The organism is Leifsonia sp. GW821-FHT13C05, from assembly GCF_058806515.1.
In genome coordinates this window covers 404,364-422,925 of record NZ_JBXAPT010000001.1, presented here as the reverse complement: position 1 = coordinate 422,925, position 18,562 = coordinate 404,364, and the positions used below count along the sequence as shown (strand labels likewise).

At 70.2% G+C, this 18,562-nt stretch carries 14 protein-coding genes; 6 read left to right on the top strand and 8 right to left on the bottom strand.

Translation table 11 applies throughout. The features are described 5' to 3' along the window. Positions 1–52 precede the first annotated feature (52 nt). Positions 53–595, top strand: coding sequence for a helix-turn-helix domain-containing protein (locus AC1ROC_RS01990; protein WP_492997764.1), 543 nt, complete (start codon positions 53–55; stop codon positions 593–595). Positions 596–684: 89 nt separating this feature from the next. Next, a complete protein-coding gene (locus tag AC1ROC_RS01985; protein WP_492997762.1) occupies positions 685–1,617 on the top strand; it encodes a hypothetical protein in 933 nt (310 codons plus the stop codon). Between the two features lie 33 nt (positions 1,618–1,650). On the opposite strand, the gene AC1ROC_RS01980 is transcribed toward AC1ROC_RS01985, so the two are convergent. Next, positions 1,651–2,124, bottom strand: coding sequence for a VOC family protein (locus tag AC1ROC_RS01980; protein ID WP_492997760.1), 474 nt, complete (start codon positions 2,122–2,124; stop codon positions 1,651–1,653). 72 nt (positions 2,125–2,196) lie between these two features. Between AC1ROC_RS01980 and AC1ROC_RS01975 the strand changes: the two genes are divergently transcribed. Further along, positions 2,197–2,982, top strand: coding sequence for an SGNH/GDSL hydrolase family protein (locus AC1ROC_RS01975; protein ID WP_492997758.1), 786 nt, complete (start codon positions 2,197–2,199; stop codon positions 2,980–2,982). Positions 2,983–3,004: 22 nt separating this feature from the next. On the opposite strand, the gene AC1ROC_RS01970 is transcribed toward AC1ROC_RS01975, so the two are convergent. After that, on the bottom strand, positions 3,005–5,434 hold the full coding sequence (locus AC1ROC_RS01970; RefSeq protein WP_492997756.1) for a phosphoketolase family protein: 2,430 nt from the start codon (positions 5,432–5,434) through the stop codon (positions 3,005–3,007). A 55-nt stretch (positions 5,435–5,489) separates the two neighbouring features. Between AC1ROC_RS01970 and AC1ROC_RS01965 the strand changes: the two genes are divergently transcribed. From AC1ROC_RS01965 to AC1ROC_RS01955, 3 genes are read left to right on the top strand one after another with little or no spacing between them, the layout of a single operon-like run. After that, complete coding sequence (locus AC1ROC_RS01965; protein WP_492997754.1) at positions 5,490–6,338, top strand: alpha/beta fold hydrolase; 849 nt, start codon at positions 5,490–5,492, stop codon at positions 6,336–6,338. A 9-nt stretch (positions 6,339–6,347) separates the two neighbouring features. Next, positions 6,348–6,929, top strand: a complete 582-nt coding sequence (locus tag AC1ROC_RS01960) for a GNAT family N-acetyltransferase (RefSeq protein WP_492997752.1) — start codon at positions 6,348–6,350, stop codon at positions 6,927–6,929. A 17-nt stretch (positions 6,930–6,946) separates the two neighbouring features. Continuing rightward, positions 6,947–7,831: an EamA family transporter gene (locus AC1ROC_RS01955; protein WP_492997750.1), complete on the top strand. Its 885-nt coding sequence runs from the start codon at positions 6,947–6,949 to the stop codon at positions 7,829–7,831. Between the two features lie 9 nt (positions 7,832–7,840). On the opposite strand, the gene AC1ROC_RS01950 is transcribed toward AC1ROC_RS01955, so the two are convergent. The 6 genes from AC1ROC_RS01950 to gltB form a co-directional block, all read right to left on the bottom strand. Beyond that, positions 7,841–8,746 (bottom strand): ABC transporter permease, encoded by a 906-nt coding sequence (locus AC1ROC_RS01950; protein WP_492997748.1) that lies wholly within the window; start codon positions 8,744–8,746, stop codon positions 7,841–7,843. Next, positions 8,733–9,713 carry an ABC transporter ATP-binding protein gene (locus AC1ROC_RS01945; RefSeq protein ID WP_492997746.1) on the bottom strand — a complete coding sequence of 327 codons (981 nt, stop codon included), beginning with the start codon at positions 9,711–9,713 and terminating at the stop codon, positions 8,733–8,735. Before AC1ROC_RS01945 ends, AC1ROC_RS01950 begins: the two co-directional genes overlap by 14 nt. Next, a complete protein-coding gene (locus tag AC1ROC_RS01940; protein ID WP_492997744.1) occupies positions 9,710–10,807 on the bottom strand; it encodes a LolA family protein in 1,098 nt (365 codons plus the stop codon). Before AC1ROC_RS01940 ends, AC1ROC_RS01945 begins: the two co-directional genes overlap by 4 nt. Positions 10,808–10,922: 115 nt before the next feature. Beyond that, positions 10,923–12,338 carry a pyruvate kinase gene (pyk, locus tag AC1ROC_RS01935; RefSeq protein WP_492997742.1) on the bottom strand — a complete coding sequence of 472 codons (1,416 nt, stop codon included), beginning with the start codon at positions 12,336–12,338 and terminating at the stop codon, positions 10,923–10,925. A gap of 85 nt (positions 12,339–12,423) precedes the next feature. After that, positions 12,424–13,881 (bottom strand): glutamate synthase subunit beta, encoded by a 1,458-nt coding sequence (locus AC1ROC_RS01930; RefSeq protein WP_085367708.1) that lies wholly within the window; start codon positions 13,879–13,881, stop codon positions 12,424–12,426. After that, complete coding sequence (gene gltB / locus AC1ROC_RS01925) at positions 13,874–18,451, bottom strand: glutamate synthase large subunit (protein ID WP_492997740.1); 4,578 nt, start codon at positions 18,449–18,451, stop codon at positions 13,874–13,876. Before gltB ends, AC1ROC_RS01930 begins: the two co-directional genes overlap by 8 nt. Positions 18,452–18,562 lie beyond the last annotated feature (111 nt).

The following is an 18,562-nucleotide window of genomic DNA, read 5'->3' as shown; positions in this document are numbered from 1 at the left end:
TCGAATGCGAGAACATTATCACGGGCGAGAACAAAACCTCTAGACTGGGCGGATGAACAGCTCGGAGCTCCTCCTCCACCCGGTGCGGCTGCGCATCGTGCAGGCGTTCCTCGGCGACAGGACGCTCACGACCGCTCAGCTCGCCGAGCAGCTCTCCGACGTGCCGACCGCGACGCTCTACCGCCACGTCTCACTTCTCAGTAACGCGGGCGTCCTCGAGGTGGTCTCTGAGCGGCGGGTCCGCGGCGGGGTCGAGCGCACCCTCGCCCTCCGCGTGGATGCCGCACGCGTCACGCCGGACGAGCTGGCGACCCTGAGCACCGAGCAGCACGCCGCGATGTTCCGGGCGTACATCGCCCACCTCCTCACCGCGTTCGACGAGTACCTGGCCGCCGGGACGCCCGACCTGGTCGCCGACGGCGCTGGGTACAGCATGTCCGGGCTCTGGCTGAGCGACGCCGAGTTCGCCGAACTCGGCGCGGAGCTCGGACAGGTCCTCGCCTCCCGGATCGGAAACACCCCGACCGACGACCGGCGGCTCCGGATGTTCGCGAGCGTGGTCATCCCGCAGGATGTACCCCGGAATGAGGGTTAACGTCCCCCGCACCTCCTGCCACAATGGGACTGCTGCACACCCGAAATGACAGCGCCTTATTCGCTTGACGAAACAGGAGAGGGGTGTGCATGCGTATCCGAGGCATCAGGTCGGCCATCGCCGGCGCAGGCTTCGTCGTTCTGGCGGCCGCCGTGCTGGCACCCGCCGCCGCGAACGCGGTCGCCAACGTCTCCGAGGGCTCGTCGCCGTCCGCGATCACCAGCGTGTGGGCGTGGGGCAACCCCATCGACCCGGCGACCGACGCCCGTGGCCTCGGCCAGCAGCAGTTCCAGCCGGATGCACTCGCCGCCTTCGCCGCTGAGCATCACCTGACCAGCGTCTACCTGTCCGTGCCGTGGGCGCCGCAGGAGGGCGCGTTCGCCACCTGGCTGCCCCAGGCCGTCGAGGCGCTGCACGGCGCAGGCGTGACGACCGTCGCCGCGCTCGGCGGGGATCCGGAGTGGGCCAGGCAGCCGCAGCTCGCCGCGCAGTGGACCCACGATGCGCTCGCCACCGCCGACTTCGACGCGATCCAGTTCGACGTCGAGCCGTGGGCGTCTGCGGCAGGCGAACCCGACCTCGGCGTCATCGTGCCGCAGCTGAGCACGATGTTCGACGCGGCGGCCGCCGTCGCGAACGGCACGCCGATCGGCGCCGACCTGCCGTGGTGGCTGCAAGCGAAGCCGTACGGAGCCTCAACGGCGTTCGACAGCCTGCTCCCCCACCTCGACACGGTCGCGATCGTCGCGTTCTCCGATCACGCGGCGGGAGCCGACGGGATCGTCGCGCTCGCTCAGCCGGCCGCCACCGCTGCCGCAGCGCGCTCCGTGCCGTTCACCGTCGGCGTCGAGACGGACACGCCCGCCGTCGCGGGAGGGCCGCAGTACACGTTCGGCGACGACACCGCCGTCGCCCTCGAAGCCCAGACCGCGCTGGCGCGGCAGCAGCTCTCCGGGATCGCGGGATACCGCGGGGTCACCGCGGAGCACCTGCTCGCCTGGCAGGCGCTGATCGCGCAGTAGCGGCAGTGGCGGCGCCCGGCCGGCCCGGCCCGCTCAGCCGTCCGCTGCGGCGCGCAGGGCGGCGATGTCCAGCTTGCCCATGCTCAGCATCGCCTGCACGGCGCGGTTCGCCCTCGCCGGGTCCGGGTCGCTCAGCAGCTCGTCCAGGGCGGACGGCACGATCTGCCAGCTGAGGCCCCACCGGTCTTTCAGCCAGCCGCACTGGCCGGGCTCTCCCCCGTCGGAGGTGAGCGCATCCCACAGCCGGTCGACCTCCGCCTGGTCGTCGACGGTCACCGAGAACGAGAACGCCTCGGTGAACGGGTAGAGCGGGCCGCCGTTCAGCGCCATCACCCCCACGCCGTCGAGCTCGAACCGCACCCTGGACACCCCGGCCGCCTGACCGGGCGCATCCGGTGCGAACCTGCTGACGTCCAGCATCCGCGAGTTCGGGATGACCGAGACGTAGAACTCCGCCGCCTGCTCCGCCTGGTCGTCGAACCACAGGAAGGGACTGACTCGGGACATCGTGGGCTCCTCTGCTCGTCTGCACTGGCTGAACTGGCGCCCATGCTACTAGCGGGCGGGTAACGTAGCGATGTGTTCACGAGCTATATCGCCGTCGGCGACAGTTTCACAGAGGGTGTCGGAGACGACCTGCCGGACGGCCGCACGCGCGGCTGGGCCGACTTCGTCGCGCTGGGGCTGGCCATCGCTGCAGGCAGGGACGGCGGGGACGTGCGCTACGCCAACCTCGCCATCCGGGGGCGCAAGCTGAGTCCCCTGATCGAGGACCAGCTGCCGCCCGCCATCGCCCAGCACCCGCAGCTGATCAGCCTGAACGGCGGAGGCAACGACATCATGCGGCCCCGCGTCTCCATCGACGGCGTCGCGACCCAGCTGGTGGATGCGGCGAAGCGCGTCACGGCGGAGGGCATCCACCTGCTGCTGCTGAGCGGCGCGAACCCGTCGGCGCACCTGCCGATGGGCGGCCTCGTGCGCCGCCGGGGCAACGAGCTGGCGGATGCGGTGCGCAGCCACCTCCCGCTCGAGAACGTCACCTTCGTCGACAATTGGGCGGACGAGACCCTCTGGGACCTGCGCTACTGGTCGCCGGACCGCCTGCACCTCAACCCGCTCGGCCACGCGCGCGTCGCGAGCAACGTGCTCACCGCGTTCGGCGTCCCCGTTCCCGCGGAGTGGGGCGTGGAGGAGGTCGCCGCCGCTCCGCCGGGAGAACGCTCCCGCCGCACCGCGGACTACTACCGGCGCTACGTGCTGCCGTGGATCGGCCGCAGGCTCACCGGCCGTTCCTCCGGAGACGGCCGGGCGGCGAAGATCGCCGAGCTCACCGTCGTCGATCCGACGGCGGCCTCCCCGCTCTGACCGCGCAGGTCGTCCTCAGCTCTCAGTCGTTGTCGCCGCCCGTCGTGTCGAAGCGCGTCGTCCGCGTGCCGCCCGCCCAGGTCCACTCCGCGACCTCGGGGATGTCCTCGCCGTGTGCCCGCGTGTACTCGCGGGCGGCGATGCGCGCATCCTGCATCTCCTGGCGGAACGCACCCTCGCGGGCGGCGAGGCCCGGCACCCGGTCGAGCACGTCGATCACCAGGTGGTACCGGTCGAGGTCGTTGAGCATCACCATGTCGAACGGCGTCGTGGTGGTGCCCTCCTCCTTGTAGCCGCGCACGTGCAGGTTGTCGTGGCCTGCCCGCCGGTAGGTCAGGCGGTGGATCAGCCACGGGTAGCCGTGGTAGGCGAAGATCACCGGCTTGTCGGTGGTGAACAGGGCGTTGTACGCGTGGTCGTTGAGGCCGTGCGGATGCTCGCCCTCGCTCTGCAGCCGCATCAGGTCGACCACGTTGACCACGCGCACCTTCAGCGACGGGATGCGCTCCCGCAGGATGGATGCGGCGGCCAGCACCTCCAGGGTCGGGATGTCGCCCGCACAGCCGAGGACCACATCCGGTTCCTCCCCATCCACCTCGGTGCCCGCCCAGTCGAAGATGCCGATGCCGCGGGTGCAGTGGGCGATCGCTTCCTCCATCGTCAGCCAGTTCGGCGCTGGTTGCTTGCCGGCGACCACCACGTTCACGTAGTCGACGGAGCGCAGGCAGTGATCGTACGTCGACAGCAGCGTGTTCGCGTCGAACGGCAGGTACACCCGCACGATGTCGGCCTTCTTGTTGACCACGTGGTCGATGAAGCCGGGATCCTGATGCGACGCCCCGTTGTGGTCCTGCCGCCAGACGTGGGAGCTGAGCAGATAGTTGAGCGACGCCACCGGCCGCCGCCACTCGATCTCCCTGGACGACTTCAGCCACTTGGCGTGCTGGTTGAACATCGAGTCGACGATGTGGATGAACGCCTCGTACGAGTTGACCACCCCGTGCCTGCCGGTGAGCAGGTAGCCCTCCAGCCAGCCCTGGCACTGGTGCTCGCTGAGCATCTCCATCACCCGTCCGGAACGTGCGAGGTGGTTGTCCTCGTCGATCGGCCAGAACTCGGCGTTCCACTGCTTGGCGGTCACGTCGTAGACGGCCTGCAGCCGGTTGGAGGCCGTCTCGTCCGGCCCGAACAGGCGGAAGTCGCGCGGGTTCGCCTCCATCACGTCCCTGAACCACTCGCCGAGCACCTTCGTTGCCTCTGCCACGGTCTCGCCCGGCGACGGGACATCCACCGCGTACTCCCGGAAGTCGGGCAGCCGCAGGTCGCGCCGCAGCAGTCCGCCGTTGGCGACGGGGTTGGCGCTCATCCGCCTGTCGCCGTCCGGCGCGAGCGCGGTGACGAGTTCGACCGGGCCTCCCGACTCGTCGAACAGCTCCTCCGGCCGGTACGACGCCATCCAGCTCTCCAGCAGGCGCGTGTGCTCCTCGGTGTCGCGGGCGTCGGCGAGCGGCACCTGGTGGGAGCGCCAGTTGTTCTCGGCCGGATGCCCGTCGATCTCCTTCGGGCAGGTCCAGCCTTTCGGCGTGCGCAGGATGAGAATCGGCCAGGCCGGCCGCTCGGTCAGCTCACCGGCCGCGGCGGCCGCCTTGATGCCCGCGATCTGGTCCAGGATGCGGTCCATCGTCTCCGCCATCCGCTCGTGCACGGCGCGCGGGTCCTCCCCGTCGAAGCCGCCGGAGACGAGGTACGGCGTGTGGCCGTATCCCCGCATCAGGTCGAACAGCTCGCTCTCCGGGATGCGCGCCAGTACGGTCGGGTTCGCGATCTTGTAGCCGTTGAGGTGCAGGATCGGCAGCACGACGCCGTCGGTGACGGGGTCGAGGAACTTGTTCGAGTGCCAGGCCGTCGCGAGCGGGCCGGTCTCCGCCTCCCCGTCGCCGACGACGGCGGCGACCAGCAGGTCCGGGTTGTCGAACGCCGCACCGTACGCGTGCGAGAGCGCGTAGCCGAGCTCGCCGCCCTCGTGGATCGACCCCGGCGTCTCCGGAGCGGCGTGGCTCGGGATGCCGCCGGGGAACGAGAACTGCCGGAACAGGCGGCGGAGCCCGTCCGTGCTCCTGTCGATCGCGCTGTAGATCTCGCTGTACGTGCCGTCGAGGTAGGCGCTCGCCACCACTCCTGGGCCGCCGTGGCCGGGGCCGGCGACGAAGATCGTGTCCAGGTCGCGCTCCTGGATCACCCGGTTGAGGTGCGCATAGATGAAGTTCAGGCCGGGCGTCGTGCCCCAGTGGCCGAGCAGCCGCGGCTTGATGTGGTCGCGGGTCAGCGGCTCGCGCAGCAGCGGATTGTCCAGCAGGTAGATCTGGCCGACCGAGAGGTAGTTGGCGGCTCGCCACCACGCATCCAATCGGTCGAGAGTCTCGGGAGTGAGCGTGGTGGTCGGTGTCGTCACAGGATTCCTTCCCCTCGCTCGGCATCCTACGGGGGGACCGCTCCGAACAACAGGTATGGATGTCTCCACCGTCGACACAGCGCTCGGACCCGTGGCCGTGCGCCACACGCCCCGGGAGTCGCACACCGCCACGATCCTGCTGCACGGTGCCGCCGGCTCCTGGACCACCTGGCGCGCGGCCATCGGCGCCGCGGAGACGGGTGGCTCCGTGGCCGACCTGGTCGTGCCGGACCTGCCCGGCTGGGGAGACTCCCCCGTCGACGACCTGTCGGCGCTCGACGCGACCGGCCTGGCCGACGCGGTGGCCCAGGTCGCCCGCTCCCTCGGATACACCCGCTGGCGTCTCGTCGGCCACTCCCTCGGCGGCTTTGTCGCGCTCGAACTGGCCGTGCGCGAACCGGCGGCCACCGAGTCCGTGCTGCTGGTCTCCGCGACCACGTTCGGCGGCCGCGGCGACCGCCTCGGCCCGGTCGGCCGCCTCCTGAACTACGCGCCGCTGATGCTGCTCGCCGTGGGCATCCGGATGCTCGCGGGGCTCGGACCGTACGCCGCCCGGTTCGTCCGCGCGCTCGACGGCAGCGGGATCCTGACACTGCTGGCCGCTCCCCTGTTCACCGTGGTCGACCGCCAGGCCGTGCACGACCTCGCGCACGACCTGCGCCCCGGCGCGTTCCTCCGGGCACTGCACTGCGCGACGACGTACCCGGCGGCGGCCCGCTGGGCGCGTATCCGGTGCCCCGTGCTGGCACTGCACGGCGACAGGGACGTGTTCGTCGGTGCGGACGACGACGACCGGCTGGCGGCGATCATCCCGGACTTCCGCGCCGTGGTGGTTCCGGCGACCGGACACTTCGGGCACGTCGAGCACCCCACGATCCTCGCCGGGGCGCTGCACGCGCGGTAGCGTGGCGGCATGACACAGCCGTCGATCACCGTCGAATCCGTCGGAGCGGACACCTGGGACGACCTGCGCACCGTGTTCGGGGAGCGCGGAGACCCCTCCGGATGCTGGTGCCAGTGGTTCAAGCTGAGCGGCGGAGAGTTCCGCGCGACGTCCACCGACGAGAAGACCGCGCTGCTGCACACCTCCGTCGAGCAGGGATCCCCCGGCGTCATCGCGCGCATCGACGGCGAGCCGGTCGGCTGGTCCGCCGTGGAGCCGTACACCGCGTATCCGGGGCTGCGGCGCTCGCCGATCACCAAACGGCTGGCGGGCGACCCAGACGACCCGTGGGCGGTCACCTGCTTCGTCGTGCGCATCGACCACCGCAAGCGCGGGGTCGCCCGCGCGCTGCTCGCCGGAGCGGTCGAGCACGCGGCGGAGCGCGGCGCGGAGGTGATCGAGGGCTACCCGGTCGACCCGGGCGTCCGGCCGTCGCTCAGCGCTGCGGAGCGCTACCACGGCACCGTCTCGCTGTTCGAGTCCGCCGGGTTCGCGATGGTGCGGCGGCCGTCCGCCACGCGCGCGATCATGCGGCGTGAGCTGGTGCCGTGACCCCATAAGCTCGTCTGGTGACACCCAGACGCGACCGCCTGATCGGCGCAGGCACCCAGGTCGCGACCGAGGTCAGCATCAACTTCGGATCGTCGGTGGCCGGGCTGCTCATCCCGATCGTCGGGTCCGTGGTGGTCGTGGCGGTCAGGCAGGTCATCACCGCCATCGCGGTCCTCCCGTTCTACCGCCCGAAGCGGGCGGAACTCACCTGGCGGCGCCTCTGGCCGGCCATCGCGCTCGGCGTGGTGCTGGCGACCATGAACCTCAGCTTCTACGAGGCGGTCGGCAGGCTCGGGCTCGGCATCGCCGCCACCATCGAGTTCCTCGGACCGTTCGCGCTCGCGCTGGCCGGCTCCCGCCGGGTCGTGGATGTGGTGTGCGCGCTCTTCGCGGCGGGCGGCGTCGTGCTGCTCACCGGCACGGAGGGCGCGATCGACCCGCTCGGGGTCGTGCTCGCCCTGACGGCCGCCGCGAGCTGGGCGGCGTACATCCTGCTCACGCGCCGCGTCGCCACACGCCTGCCGGGGCTGGAAGGGCTGAGCGTCGCGAGCGTGGTCGCCACGATCATCCTGCTGCCGATCGCCCTGTTCGTGGTCGACTACAGCCGTCTCAACTGGCCGGTGCTCGGGATGCTCGTGGCAGCGGGCGTGCTGTCCTCCGCCATCCCGTACAGCCTCGACACCTTCATCCTGCGCAGGATCACCCCGCGGCTCTACGCGGTCATCACGAGCCTCGGGCCTGCCATCGCGACCCTGTTCGGCGTGCTCGTGCTGCACGAGTCGTTCAGCGGCGTCCAGCTGCTCGGGATCGCCGTGGTCTGCGTCGCGGCGGGCGTCACCATCGCCACGCAGCGCGACCATCCGAAGTCCGACCTCGAATCCGCCGCGGAGGCCATCCCGTAGGGCGAGCCCCTAGGAGAGGATGTCCTTCGTCGTGAACCGGCCGACCGCCAGCGCACCGAACACCGCGACGTACCCGAGCTGCAGCAGAGCGTTGCTGCCGAACGCGTCCCAGCTCACCGGGTCGCGCAGGAAGTCGGCGAAGCCGAACCAGTAGTGGCTGAACAGCCAGGGATGCAGCGCCTCCAGCTGCGGCAGCTGGTCGAGCACCTGCGACACCACCGAGAGCACGATGGTCGCCGCCATCGCACCGACCGGCACGTCGGTCAGGGTGGAGAAGAACAGTCCGATGGCGCACAGCCCGAGCAGGGACACGACCACGTACGCGCCGATCATGAGCAGGCGCCCGAACGCATCCCACGGCCCGACCTGCGTGCCGGACAGCAGGGTGACCGGCCCGATCGGGAACAGGATGGCGCCGATCGCCGACCCGGCGACGATCACCACCAGGGTCCCCGCGATGCAGAATGCCGCAGCTCCCGCGTACTTCACGGCGAGCAGCCGCAGCCGCCCGGCCGGGGCGATCACCAGGTAGCGCAGCGTGCCGTGGCTCGCCTCCCCCGCGATGGTGTCTCCGGCGACCACCCCGACGGTGAGCGGCAGGAACAGCGGAACGCACACCACCAGCGCCGTGAAGCCGACGAACAGGCCGTTCGCGGTGATCTGGTCGAGGAAGGCCGGACCACGCCCGGCGCGCGCCCCGCCGGTCAGCCGCACAGCAATGGCGATCAGGATGGGGATGGCGGCGAGGGCCGCGAGCATCGCCCAGGTGCGCCAGCGCCGGAACAGCACGGACAGCTCCGACCAGAGCAGCGACCACCCGGCCGCCGGACGCGCCCGATTCGCCGTCGGCACCGGATGCGGGGGCGCGGCTTCCGCCCCTGCTCCCCCGCCGGTCGCCGTCTCACTGCTCGACATCGAAGCCCTCCCCGGTGAGCTCCACGAAACGTTCCTCCAGCGTCGACCCGTGCACGCCGAAGCCGCGCACCCGCACGCCGCCGGCGACGAGGGCCGCCACGATGTCCTCCGCGGCGGGCGCGGGGACGGGGAGCGGCGCATCCAGGACGCTGCCGGACTCGGTGGTCGTGCCAGAGCCGGAGTTGGCCGCCGTGGCGGTGGCCGGGGCGATCCCGAGCCCGGTGAGGATGGTCGCCGCCGCCCGCGCATCCGGGGTCTCGACGCGCACGCGCGGTCCCGTGGCGCCGCGCAGCTCGTCGAGCGAGCCCTGCGCGACCAGCCGTCCGGTGCGCATGATCCCGGCGTGCGTGCAGATCTGCTCGATCTCGGCGAGCAGGTGGCTGGACACGAACACCGTGCGTCCCTCGTCGGCGAGGGAACGCACGAGCGAGCGCACCTCCCTGGTGCCCTGCGGGTCGAGGCCGTTGGTCGGCTCGTCCAGGATGAGCAGATCGCGGTCGGTGAGCAGGGCGCCGGCGATGCCGAGGCGCTGCTTCATGCCGAGCGAGTACGCGCGCACGTTCCTTCCCGCCGCGTGGGTGAGCCCGACTCGGTCGAGAGCGGCGGCGACACGCGCGCGACGCGTTGCGGACGGGGCGTAGCGGTCGGCGGAGTCGCGGCGCAGCAGGTTGGCCGTCCCGGACAGGTACGGCGCGAACGCCGGCCCTTCGACCAGCGCCCCGACCCGCGGGAGGACGGTCGCCCCGCTGGCGGGCATCAGCTGCTCGAACAGCCGGATCTCCCCGGCTGACGCGGAGACCAGCCCGAGCAGCATCCGGATGGTCGTGGTCTTGCCCGACCCGTTCGGCCCGAGGAACCCGAACACCGAGCCGCGCGGGACGTGCAGGTCGATACCGTCGACCACGGTGCGCGAGCCGAACCGCTTGCTGAGGCCGCTCGTCGTGATGGCGGCGGCTGCGTCGGTCACCGAGCGGCGGCCTGCAGGGCGGACACGGGCACCGCGCCGGCGAACACCCGTCCGTCGTCGGTGACGAGCACAGACACGAGAGAGGTGCTGAAGGCGCGTCCGCCGTCCACCGGGGTGGTCAGCTGAGCGAACAGCGGGGACGAGGTGAGGTCGGAGGGAACGGAGCCAGCCGGTGCGCTGACGACCGCGTCCCAGCCGGTGCCGGTGACGGTCGGCTTGGCGTGCGAGCCTGCCTCCGCCTTCTTCTCGCCCGGGGCGGGAAGCGCCTGCTCCGTCACCGTCGCGCCGCTCGGCGGCGTGAACGCGAACACGCTCGCGGACGGCGTCGCCGTGCTGAACTCGCTGAACCCGGCCTCGAAGGCGGGTGTGCTCTGGCCGCGTGCATCCACCTGCACCCGCAGCGGGATGCCCGTGGTGCCGTCGACCGCGATGGAGACAGAGCCGACGAGCGTCGCGTCGGTCTTCGGGGTGAGCACAAGGTCGTACGCGTCGCGTCCTGCGACCTTCACCGGGTCGCCGAGGGTGACCGACGTGCTGGGATCGACAGCCGCGAGGAAGCGCTGCGCCAGCTGCGACGGGGTCGTGGCCGCGCCCGTCGTTGCATCCGGGTCCGGTCGCTTGTTGTCCGGCGACTTCACGGTGGAGCGATCGGGCAGCGTCACGTGCGTGACCTTCTTGCCGGTCGACGTGTAGACCCAGACGTCGGAGCCGTTGCGGATCACATCCCGTTCGGCCAGCTGGTCGAGCACCTGGAGGCGCTGCTTCGCCGGGCCGTCCACGTACACCTTCGCCGTGTGGTCACCGGTCAGCAGCTCCAGGATGCTCGCGGCATCACCGGACGCAGAACCCGACGCCGAGCCGGAACCCGACCCTGGCCCGGTCGACGGGATCGACGGCAGCCCGAGCTCCGAGCTCTGCTCGACCGTGCCGGAGAACGCCTTCACGTCACTCGCCGCGACCAGCCGGAGCACCTCGTCCGGCGTCTTCGACGGAAGATCGGCGGCCCCGGCGGCGAGCGGCGCGATGATGACACCGGCCGCGATCGCGGCAGGCACGACAGCGGCGGGAAGCCAACGGACCCAGCGGCGTTTCATGGAGTCGAGACTACGCCTGTGGCGGGTCGGCGAACCCTCGGGGATGCTGCGAACTCCGTGGGAAACGCCGAACGGCCCCCGCACATCGCGGGGGCCGTTCGCACATCCTGACGTCTTAGAGGACGTCGCCCACCCTGTGGACGCGGATGTCGTTGGTGGTTCCGGGGATTCCGGGAGGGGAACCCGAGATGATGATGACCTTGTCGCCGTTCACGGCGCGGCCGGTCGACTTCAGAGCCTCGTCCACCTGCGCGACCATCTGATCGGTGTGGGTGACGCGCGACACGACGAACGACTCGACGCCCCAGTTCAGCGCCATGCGACGACGCACCGACTCCTCCGGCGTGAACGCCAGGATCGGAATCTTGTTCCGGATGCGCGACATGCGGCGGGCGGACTCGCCGGACTCGGTGAACACGCAGAGGTACTTCGCCTCGACGAACTCGGCCACCTCGACGGCGGCGAGGGTGATCGCACCGCTCTGCGTGCGCGGCTTGGTGCCGAGCGGAGCAATGCGGTCGAGACCGTGCTCCTCCGTCGACTCCACGATGCGCGCCATGGTCCGCACGGTGATCACGGGGTACTCGCCGACGCTGGTCTCGCCGGAGAGCATCACAGCGTCAGCACCGTCGAGGACGGCGTTGGCGACGTCGGAGGTCTCCGCGCGGGTGGGGACGGGGCTGGAGATCATCGACTCGAGCATCTGCGTGGCGACGATGACCGGCTTGGCCGCACGGCGGGCGAGCTCGACGGCGCGCTTCTGCACGATCGGGACGGCCTCGAGCGGCAGCTCGACGCCCAGGTCGCCACGGGCGACCATGATCGCGTCGAACGCCTCGATGATGCTCTCGAGGTTGTCGACGGCCTGCGGCTTCTCGATCTTGGCGACGACGGGGAGCTTGCGGCCCTCCTCCGCCATGATCTCGTGCACGCGCTCGATGTCGGCGGCGTTGCGCACGAACGACAGCGCGATGAGGTCTGCACCGAGCTTGAGGCCCCAGCGGAGGTCCGCCTCGTCCTTCTCGGACAGCGCAGGCACGTTGACCGCGACGCCGGGCAGGTTGATGCCCTTGTTGTTGGAGACGGGACCGGCGACGATCACCTTGGTGGTGACGACGGTGCCGTCGGTCTCCACGACCTGCACGCGCACCTTGCCGTCGTCGATGAGGAGGAAGTCGCCCGGCTTGACGTCCTGGGGCAGCCCCTTGAACGTCGTGGAGGAGATCTCCTTGGTGCCGATGATGTCTTCGGTGGTGATCTTGAAGATGTCGCCTTCGGCGAGGTCGTATGGACCAGCCTCGAACTTGCCGAGGCGGATCTTCGGGCCCTGGAGGTCGACCAGGACGGCGACCGGCTTGCCCGCGTCGTCGGCGGCCTTGCGCACGTTGGCGTAAACGCCCTCGTGGACGTCGTAGCTTCCGTGACTCAGGTTCATCCTGGCCACGTCAACACCCGCGTCGATGATCGCGCGGATATTGTCATAGCTCGAGGTCGCTGGCCCGAGGGTCGCGACGATTTTCGCCCTTCTCATACTTTTTGCTTGCTCCGTGATTCTGCGCCCCTGACGGCGCTCGATTCGGTGATGACGCCCGCGGGGTGCCGGGGAGTCCGTTCAGTCAGACGAGGATTCCCCTGTCGGTGGGGCGGACGGGGGACGGCAGATGCGTCTCCCCTTCAAGATACCGGTCAACGGCGGCGGCCGCTGCACGACCTTCTGCGATCGCCCACACGATGAGCGACTGTCCGCGCCCAGCGTCGCCGGCGACGAACACGCCGGGCTGGCTGGTCTGGTAGTCGGCGTCGCGGGTCACGTTGCCGCGCTCGTCGAACGGGAGGGCGAGCTGCGCATCCAGGTCGTCCTGCTCGGGGCCGGTGAAGCCGAGGGCGAGGAGGACGAGGTCTGCGGGGATCTCGCGCTCGGTGCCGGCCTTCGGCACGCGGCGTCCGTCGAGGTACTCGGTCTCCGCGACGCGGATGGCGCGCACCTCTCCGAACTCGTTGGAGAGGAACTCGACGGTGGAGGCGAGGTACTCGCGCTTGCCGCCCTCCTCGTGTGCGGAGGAGACCTCGAACAGCGTCGGCGTCATCGGCCACGGCTGGTGGCCAGGGCGCTCCGACGGCGGCTGCTTGCCGATGGCGAGGTTGGTGACGCTGGCAGCGCCCTGGCGGTGCGCCGTTCCGATGCAGTCCGCTCCGGTGTCTCCACCGCCGAGGACGACGACGTGCTTGCCCTCCGCGGAGATCTGGTCGGCGACCTGGTCGCCGGCGCCCGCCTTGTTCTGCTGGACGAGGTACTCCATCGCGAAGTGCACGCCGCTGAGGTCGCGGCCCGGGATGGGCAGGTCGCGCGGGACCATCGCACCGGTGGCGACCACGACGGAGTCGTAGCGGGCGCGCAGGTCGTCCCAGGTGATGTCGACGCCGATGTTGACGCCGGCGCGGAAGCGGGTGCCCTCCGCCATCATCTGGTTGAGACGCGCCTCGAGGTGCTTCTTCTCCATCTTGAAGTCCGGGATGCCGTAGCGCAGCAGGCCGCCGATGCGGTCGTCGCGCTCGTACACGGCGACGGTGTGACCGGCGCGGGTGAGCTGCTGGGCGGCGGCGAGACCGGCCGGGCCGGAGCCGACGACGGCGACCGTCTTGCCGGTGAGGCGCTCCGGCGGGTGCGGCTGCACCCAGCCGTTCTGCCAGGCCTGGTCGATGATCGACACCTCGACCTGCTTGATCGTCACCGCCGGCTGGTTGATGCCGAGGACGCACGACGACTCGCACGGAGCCGGGCACAGCCGCCCGGTGAACTCCGGGAAGTTGTTGGTGGCGTGCAGCCGGTCGATGGCCTGACGCCCCTCACCGCGGTACATCAGGTCGTTCCACTCCGGGATGAGGTTCCCGAGCGGGCAGCCCTGGTGGCAGAACGGCACGCCGCAGTCCATGCAGCGACCGGCCTGCCTGCGGAGCTGGGCGGGGTCGCCGGCCTCGTAGACCTCTTTCCAGTCCATCAGTCGCACCGACACGGGCCGGCGCTTGGGAAGCTCGCGCTCCGTAACCTTCAAAAAGCCCTTTGGATCAGCCACCGGTCACCTCCAAGATTCTGTTCCACACGATGTCGCCGTCGGGGTCCAAGCCCTCGTCGACGGCGTCTTGACGCATTTGCAGCACGGCCGCGTAGTCGCGCGGCAGCACCTTGACGAACCGGGCGACGGTCTCGTCGAAGCCCGCCAGCAGCCTCGCGGCCAGGTCCGACTCCGTCTCGGCCACGTGCCGTTCGAGCAGGTCGCGCACGATCTCCACGTCCGCGCTCCCGAGCGGCAGCAGTTCCAGTTCCCCGCTGGCGAGCGAATCGCGGTTGACGAGGTCCTTCTGTAGGTCGTAGACGTACGCGGTGCCTCCGGACATGCCTGCACCGAGGTTGCGCCCGGTCGAGCCGAGGATCACGGCGAGTCCACCGGTCATGTACTCGAGCGCGTGGTCGCCGACGCCCTCGACGACCGCTGTCGCCCCGGAGTTGCGGACCAGGAATCGCTCACCGACGATGCCCCGGATGAACATGCTGCCCTGGGTCGCGCCGTAGCCGATCACGTTGCCGGCGATCACGTTCTCCTCCGCGGGGAACACGCTGCCCTTCGGAGGGCGGACGACGATCTGGCCGCCGGAGAGACCCTTGCCGACGTAGTCGTTCGAGTCGCCTTCGAGCCGCAGCGTGATACCGCTCGGCAGGAAAGCGCCGAGCGACTGCCCCGCCGACCCCGTGAGGGTGATCTCGATGGACCCCGTCGGCAGGCCGTTCTCGCCGTGCCGCACGGTCACCTCGTGGCCGAGCATGGTGCCGACAGCGCGCTCGGTGTTCCGGATGGGCAGGTTCAGCTCGATGTGACCGCCCCGGGCGAGCACGTCCGCGCTCTCCTGGATGAGGTGGTTGTCGAAGTGCTTGTCCAGCTCGTGATCCTGCGTCCTCGCGTTCTTGCGCGGGACGTCGGCGGAGAACTCCGGGCCGGTGAGGATCGGCGCGAGGTCGAGACCGGACGCCTTCCAGTGGTCGATCGCTCCGTCGACGCCGAGCAGCTCGTTGTGGCCGATGGCCTCGTCGAGCGTGCGGAAGCCGAGCTCTGCGAGGTACTCGCGCACCTCCTGCGCGATGAACTCGAAGAAGTTCACCACGAACTCCGGCTTGCCGGAGAACCGGGAGCGCAGCTCCGGGTTCTGGGTGGCGACGCCGACGGGGCAGGTGTCGAGGTGGCAGACGCGCATCATGATGCAGCCGGAGACGACCAGCGGCGCCGTGGCGAAGCCGAACTCCTCCGCGCCGAGCAGGGCGCCGACGATCACGTCGCGTCCCGTCTTCAGCTGCCCGTCGACCTGCACGACCACCCGGTCGCGCATCCCGTTGAGCATCAGCGTCTGCTGCGTCTCCGCCAGGCCGAGCTCCCACGGGGTGCCGGCGTGCTTGAGCGAGTTGACCGGGGATGCGCCCGTTCCGCCGTCGTGGCCGGAGACCAGCACGACGTCGGCCAGGGCCTTCGCGACACCCGCCGCGACAGCGCCGATGCCGGACTCGCTGACGAGCTTGACGTGGACACGCGCATCCGGGTTGGCGCGCTTGAGGTCGAAGATCAGCTGCTTCAGGTCTTCGATCGAGTAGATGTCGTGGTGCGGGGGCGGCGAGATGAGTCCGACGCCGGCCGTCGCGTGCCTGGTGCGCGCCACCCACGGGTAGACCTTGGTCGGGGGCAGCTGACCGCCCTCGCCCGGCTTGGCGCCCTGGGCGAGCTTGATCTGGATGTCGTCGGCGTGCGTCAGGTACATGCTCGTCACGCCGAACCGGCCGGACGCCACCTGCTTGATCGCACTGCGGCGCTCAGGGTCGAGGAGACGGTCGAGGTCCTCCCCTCCCTCACCGGTGTTCGATTTGCCGCCGAGACGGTTCATCGCAATGGCGAGCGTCTCGTGGGCCTCGCGCGAGATCGAGCCGTAGCTCATCGCGCCGGTCGAGAACCGCTTGACGATCGACTCGACCGACTCGACCTCGTCGAGCGGAACGGCGGGCCGCACGCCGGTGCGCAGCGTGAACATGCCGCGCAGCGTCATCAGGCTCTCCGCCTGGTCGTCGACCAGCTTCGTGTACTCGCGGAAGACGTCGTAGCGCCGGGTGCGGGTGGAGTGCTGCAGGCGGAACACCGTCTCCGGGTTGAACAGGTGCGGGGCGCCGTCGCGGCGCCACTGGTACTCGCCGCCCGTTGCCAGCCGCTCGTGCGCGACGATGGCGCTCTCCGCCGGGTACGCGCTCTCGTGCCTGGACAGGTTCTCGGCCGCGATGACTTCGATGCCCACGCCGCCGAGCTTGCTCGTCGTTCCGGTGAAGTACAGGTCGACGAACTCCTGGCTGAGGCCGACGGCCTCGAACGCCTGCGCGCCCGCGTAGGACGAGACGGTCGAGATGCCCATCTTCGACATGATCTTCAGCACGCCCTTGCCGAGCGCCTTGATCACGTTCTTGACGGCCTTCTCCGGCGTCACGCCGGTGATGGCTCCGCTGCGGACCAGCTCCTCGCAGGTCTCCATCGCCAGGTACGGGTTGATCGCGGATGCGCCGTAGCCGATCAGGAGCGCGATGTGGTGCACCTCGCGCACGTCACCGGCCTCGACGATCAGGCCCACCTTCATGCGGTTCTCCGCTCGGATCAGGTGGTGGTGCACGGCCGCCAGCATCAGCAGCGACGGGATGGGCGCCAGGTCTTTCGTGGAGTCGCGGTCGCTGAGCACGATGAACTGCGCCCCCGCCGCGATGGCCTCGTCGACCTCGTCGCACATCTCCTTGAGCCGGAGCTGCAGCGCGTCGGGGCCGGCGTCGAACCGGTAAAGGCCCTTGACCGTGGTGGTCAGGCGGCTGCCCGGACGCGGGTCGATGTGCTGGATCTTCGCCAGCTCGTCGTTGTCGATCACCGGGAAGTCGAGCACGACCTGCTTGGCGTGCTCAGGACCGGCGACGAGCAGGTTGCGCTCTGGGCCGAGGCCCAACTTCAGCGAGGTGACGACCTCCTCGCGGATGGAGTCGAGCGGCGGGTTCGTGACCTGCGCGAACTGCTGCGTGAAGTAGTCGAAGAGCAGGCGCGGGCGGTCGGAGAGCACGGCGACCGGGGTGTCGGACCCCATCGCGCCGAGCGGCTCGGCACCCGTCGTCGCCATCGGCTTCAACAGGATGCGCACCTCCTCCTCCGTGTAGCCGAACGTGCGCTGGCGGCGCGTGATCGACGCGGGGGTGTGCACGATGTGCTCGCGCTCCGGGAGGTCTTTCAGGTTGATGCGTCCGGCATCCAGCCACTCGCCGTACGGCGCGCCGGCTGCCAGGTCTGCCTTGATCTCGTCGTCCTCGATCAGGCGGCCCTGGACGGTGTCGACGAGGAACATCTTCCCCGGACGCAGGCGGCCCTTGCGGACGACGCGGCTCGCCGCGATGTCGAGCACGCCGATCTCGCTGGCGAGCACCACGAGGCCGTCGTTGGTCACGACGTACCTGCCCGGGCGCAGGCCGTTGCGGTCGAGGGTCGCGCCGACCAGCGAGCCGTCGGTGAAGACGATCGCCGCCGGGCCGTCCCACGGCTCCATCAGCATCGAGTTGTACTCGTAGAAGTCGCGGCGCGACTTCTCGATCTCGGTCTGGTTCTCCCACGCCTCGGGAACCATCATCATGACGGCGTGCGGGAGGGACCGGCCGGACAGCGACAGCAGCTCCACGACCTCGTCGAACGAGGCGGAGTCGCTGGCGCCCGGCGTGACGATCGGGAGCACGGGAGACAGATCGCCGAGCAGCTCGCTCTCCAGCTGGGACTGGCGGGCGCGCATCCAGTTGCGGTTGCCCTGCACGGTGTTGATCTCGCCGTTGTGCGCGATCATCCGGAACGGCTGGGCCAGCGGCCAGGACGGGAAGGTGTTCGTGGAGTAGCGCGAGTGCACGAGCGCCAGCTTGGAGGCGAAACGCTGGTCGGAGAGGTCGGGGTAGAATGGCTCGAGCTGCAGCGTCGTGACCATGCCCTTGTAGACCAGGGTGCGGCTCGACAGCGACGAGAAGTAGATGTCGAGCTCGCGCTCCGCCCGCTTGCGCAGGAAGAACGTCTGCCGGTCGAGCAGGATGCCGCCGACCTGCTCTCCGTCGTCGCCCGTGCGGGTGCTCGACACGTAGAGCTGCTCGATGAACGGCATCGCGTTGCGGGCGAGGGTTCCGATCTCGCCGGCGGCGACGGGGACCTCGCGCCAGCCGAGGACGGTGAGGTCCTGCTCGGCGGCGATGGCCTCGATGGCCGCCTTCGCCTCTGCGCGCTCCGCCTCGTCGACGGGCAGGAACACGTTGCCGACGGCGTAGCGGCCGGCGGAGGGGAGCTCGAAGCCGGCGACGGCGCGCAGGAAGGCGTCCGGCACCTGCGTGATGATGCCCGCTCCGTCACCCGTTCCTGCGTCGGAGCCGACGGCGCCACGGTGCTCCAGGTTGCGCAGGGCATCCAGGGCGGCGTCGATGATGTCGTGACCGGCCGTTCCGCGGAGCGTCGCGACCATCGCGAGCCCGCAGGCGTCCTTCTCGTGGGCCGGGTCGTACAGACCCTGCTTCACGGGGGTGGTGCTGAATCGGGTGTGGGTGGGCTGAAGCGCCATCAACGACCGTCCTCACTTGTTCGGTGGTGCGGGGGGACGCCATCGGCCCTGGACTGAGGGAGGGGGTTCCGCCGCTCGCGACAGGCTCGGTGCAGCCTTGGGAGACGGTGA

Coding starts and splice junctions, on each gene's coding strand:
- AC1ROC_RS01990 (WP_492997764.1), top strand. CDS start 53: ATGAACAGCTCGGAGCTCCTCCTCCACCCGGTGCGGCTGCGCATCGTG.
- AC1ROC_RS01985 (WP_492997762.1), top strand. CDS start 685: ATGCGTATCCGAGGCATCAGGTCGGCCATCGCCGGCGCAGGCTTCGTC.
- AC1ROC_RS01980 (WP_492997760.1), bottom strand. CDS start 2,124: ATGTCCCGAGTCAGTCCCTTCCTGTGGTTCGACGACCAGGCGGAGCAG.
- AC1ROC_RS01965 (WP_492997754.1), top strand. CDS start 5,490: ATGGATGTCTCCACCGTCGACACAGCGCTCGGACCCGTGGCCGTGCGC.
- AC1ROC_RS01960 (WP_492997752.1), top strand. CDS start 6,348: ATGACACAGCCGTCGATCACCGTCGAATCCGTCGGAGCGGACACCTGG.
- AC1ROC_RS01950 (WP_492997748.1), bottom strand. CDS start 8,746: ATGTCGAGCAGTGAGACGGCGACCGGCGGGGGAGCAGGGGCGGAAGCC.
- AC1ROC_RS01940 (WP_492997744.1), bottom strand. CDS start 10,807: ATGAAACGCCGCTGGGTCCGTTGGCTTCCCGCCGCTGTCGTGCCTGCC.
- pyk (WP_492997742.1), bottom strand. CDS start 12,338: ATGAGAAGGGCGAAAATCGTCGCGACCCTCGGGCCAGCGACCTCGAGC.
- gltB (WP_492997740.1), bottom strand. CDS start 18,451: ATGGCGCTTCAGCCCACCCACACCCGATTCAGCACCACCCCCGTGAAG.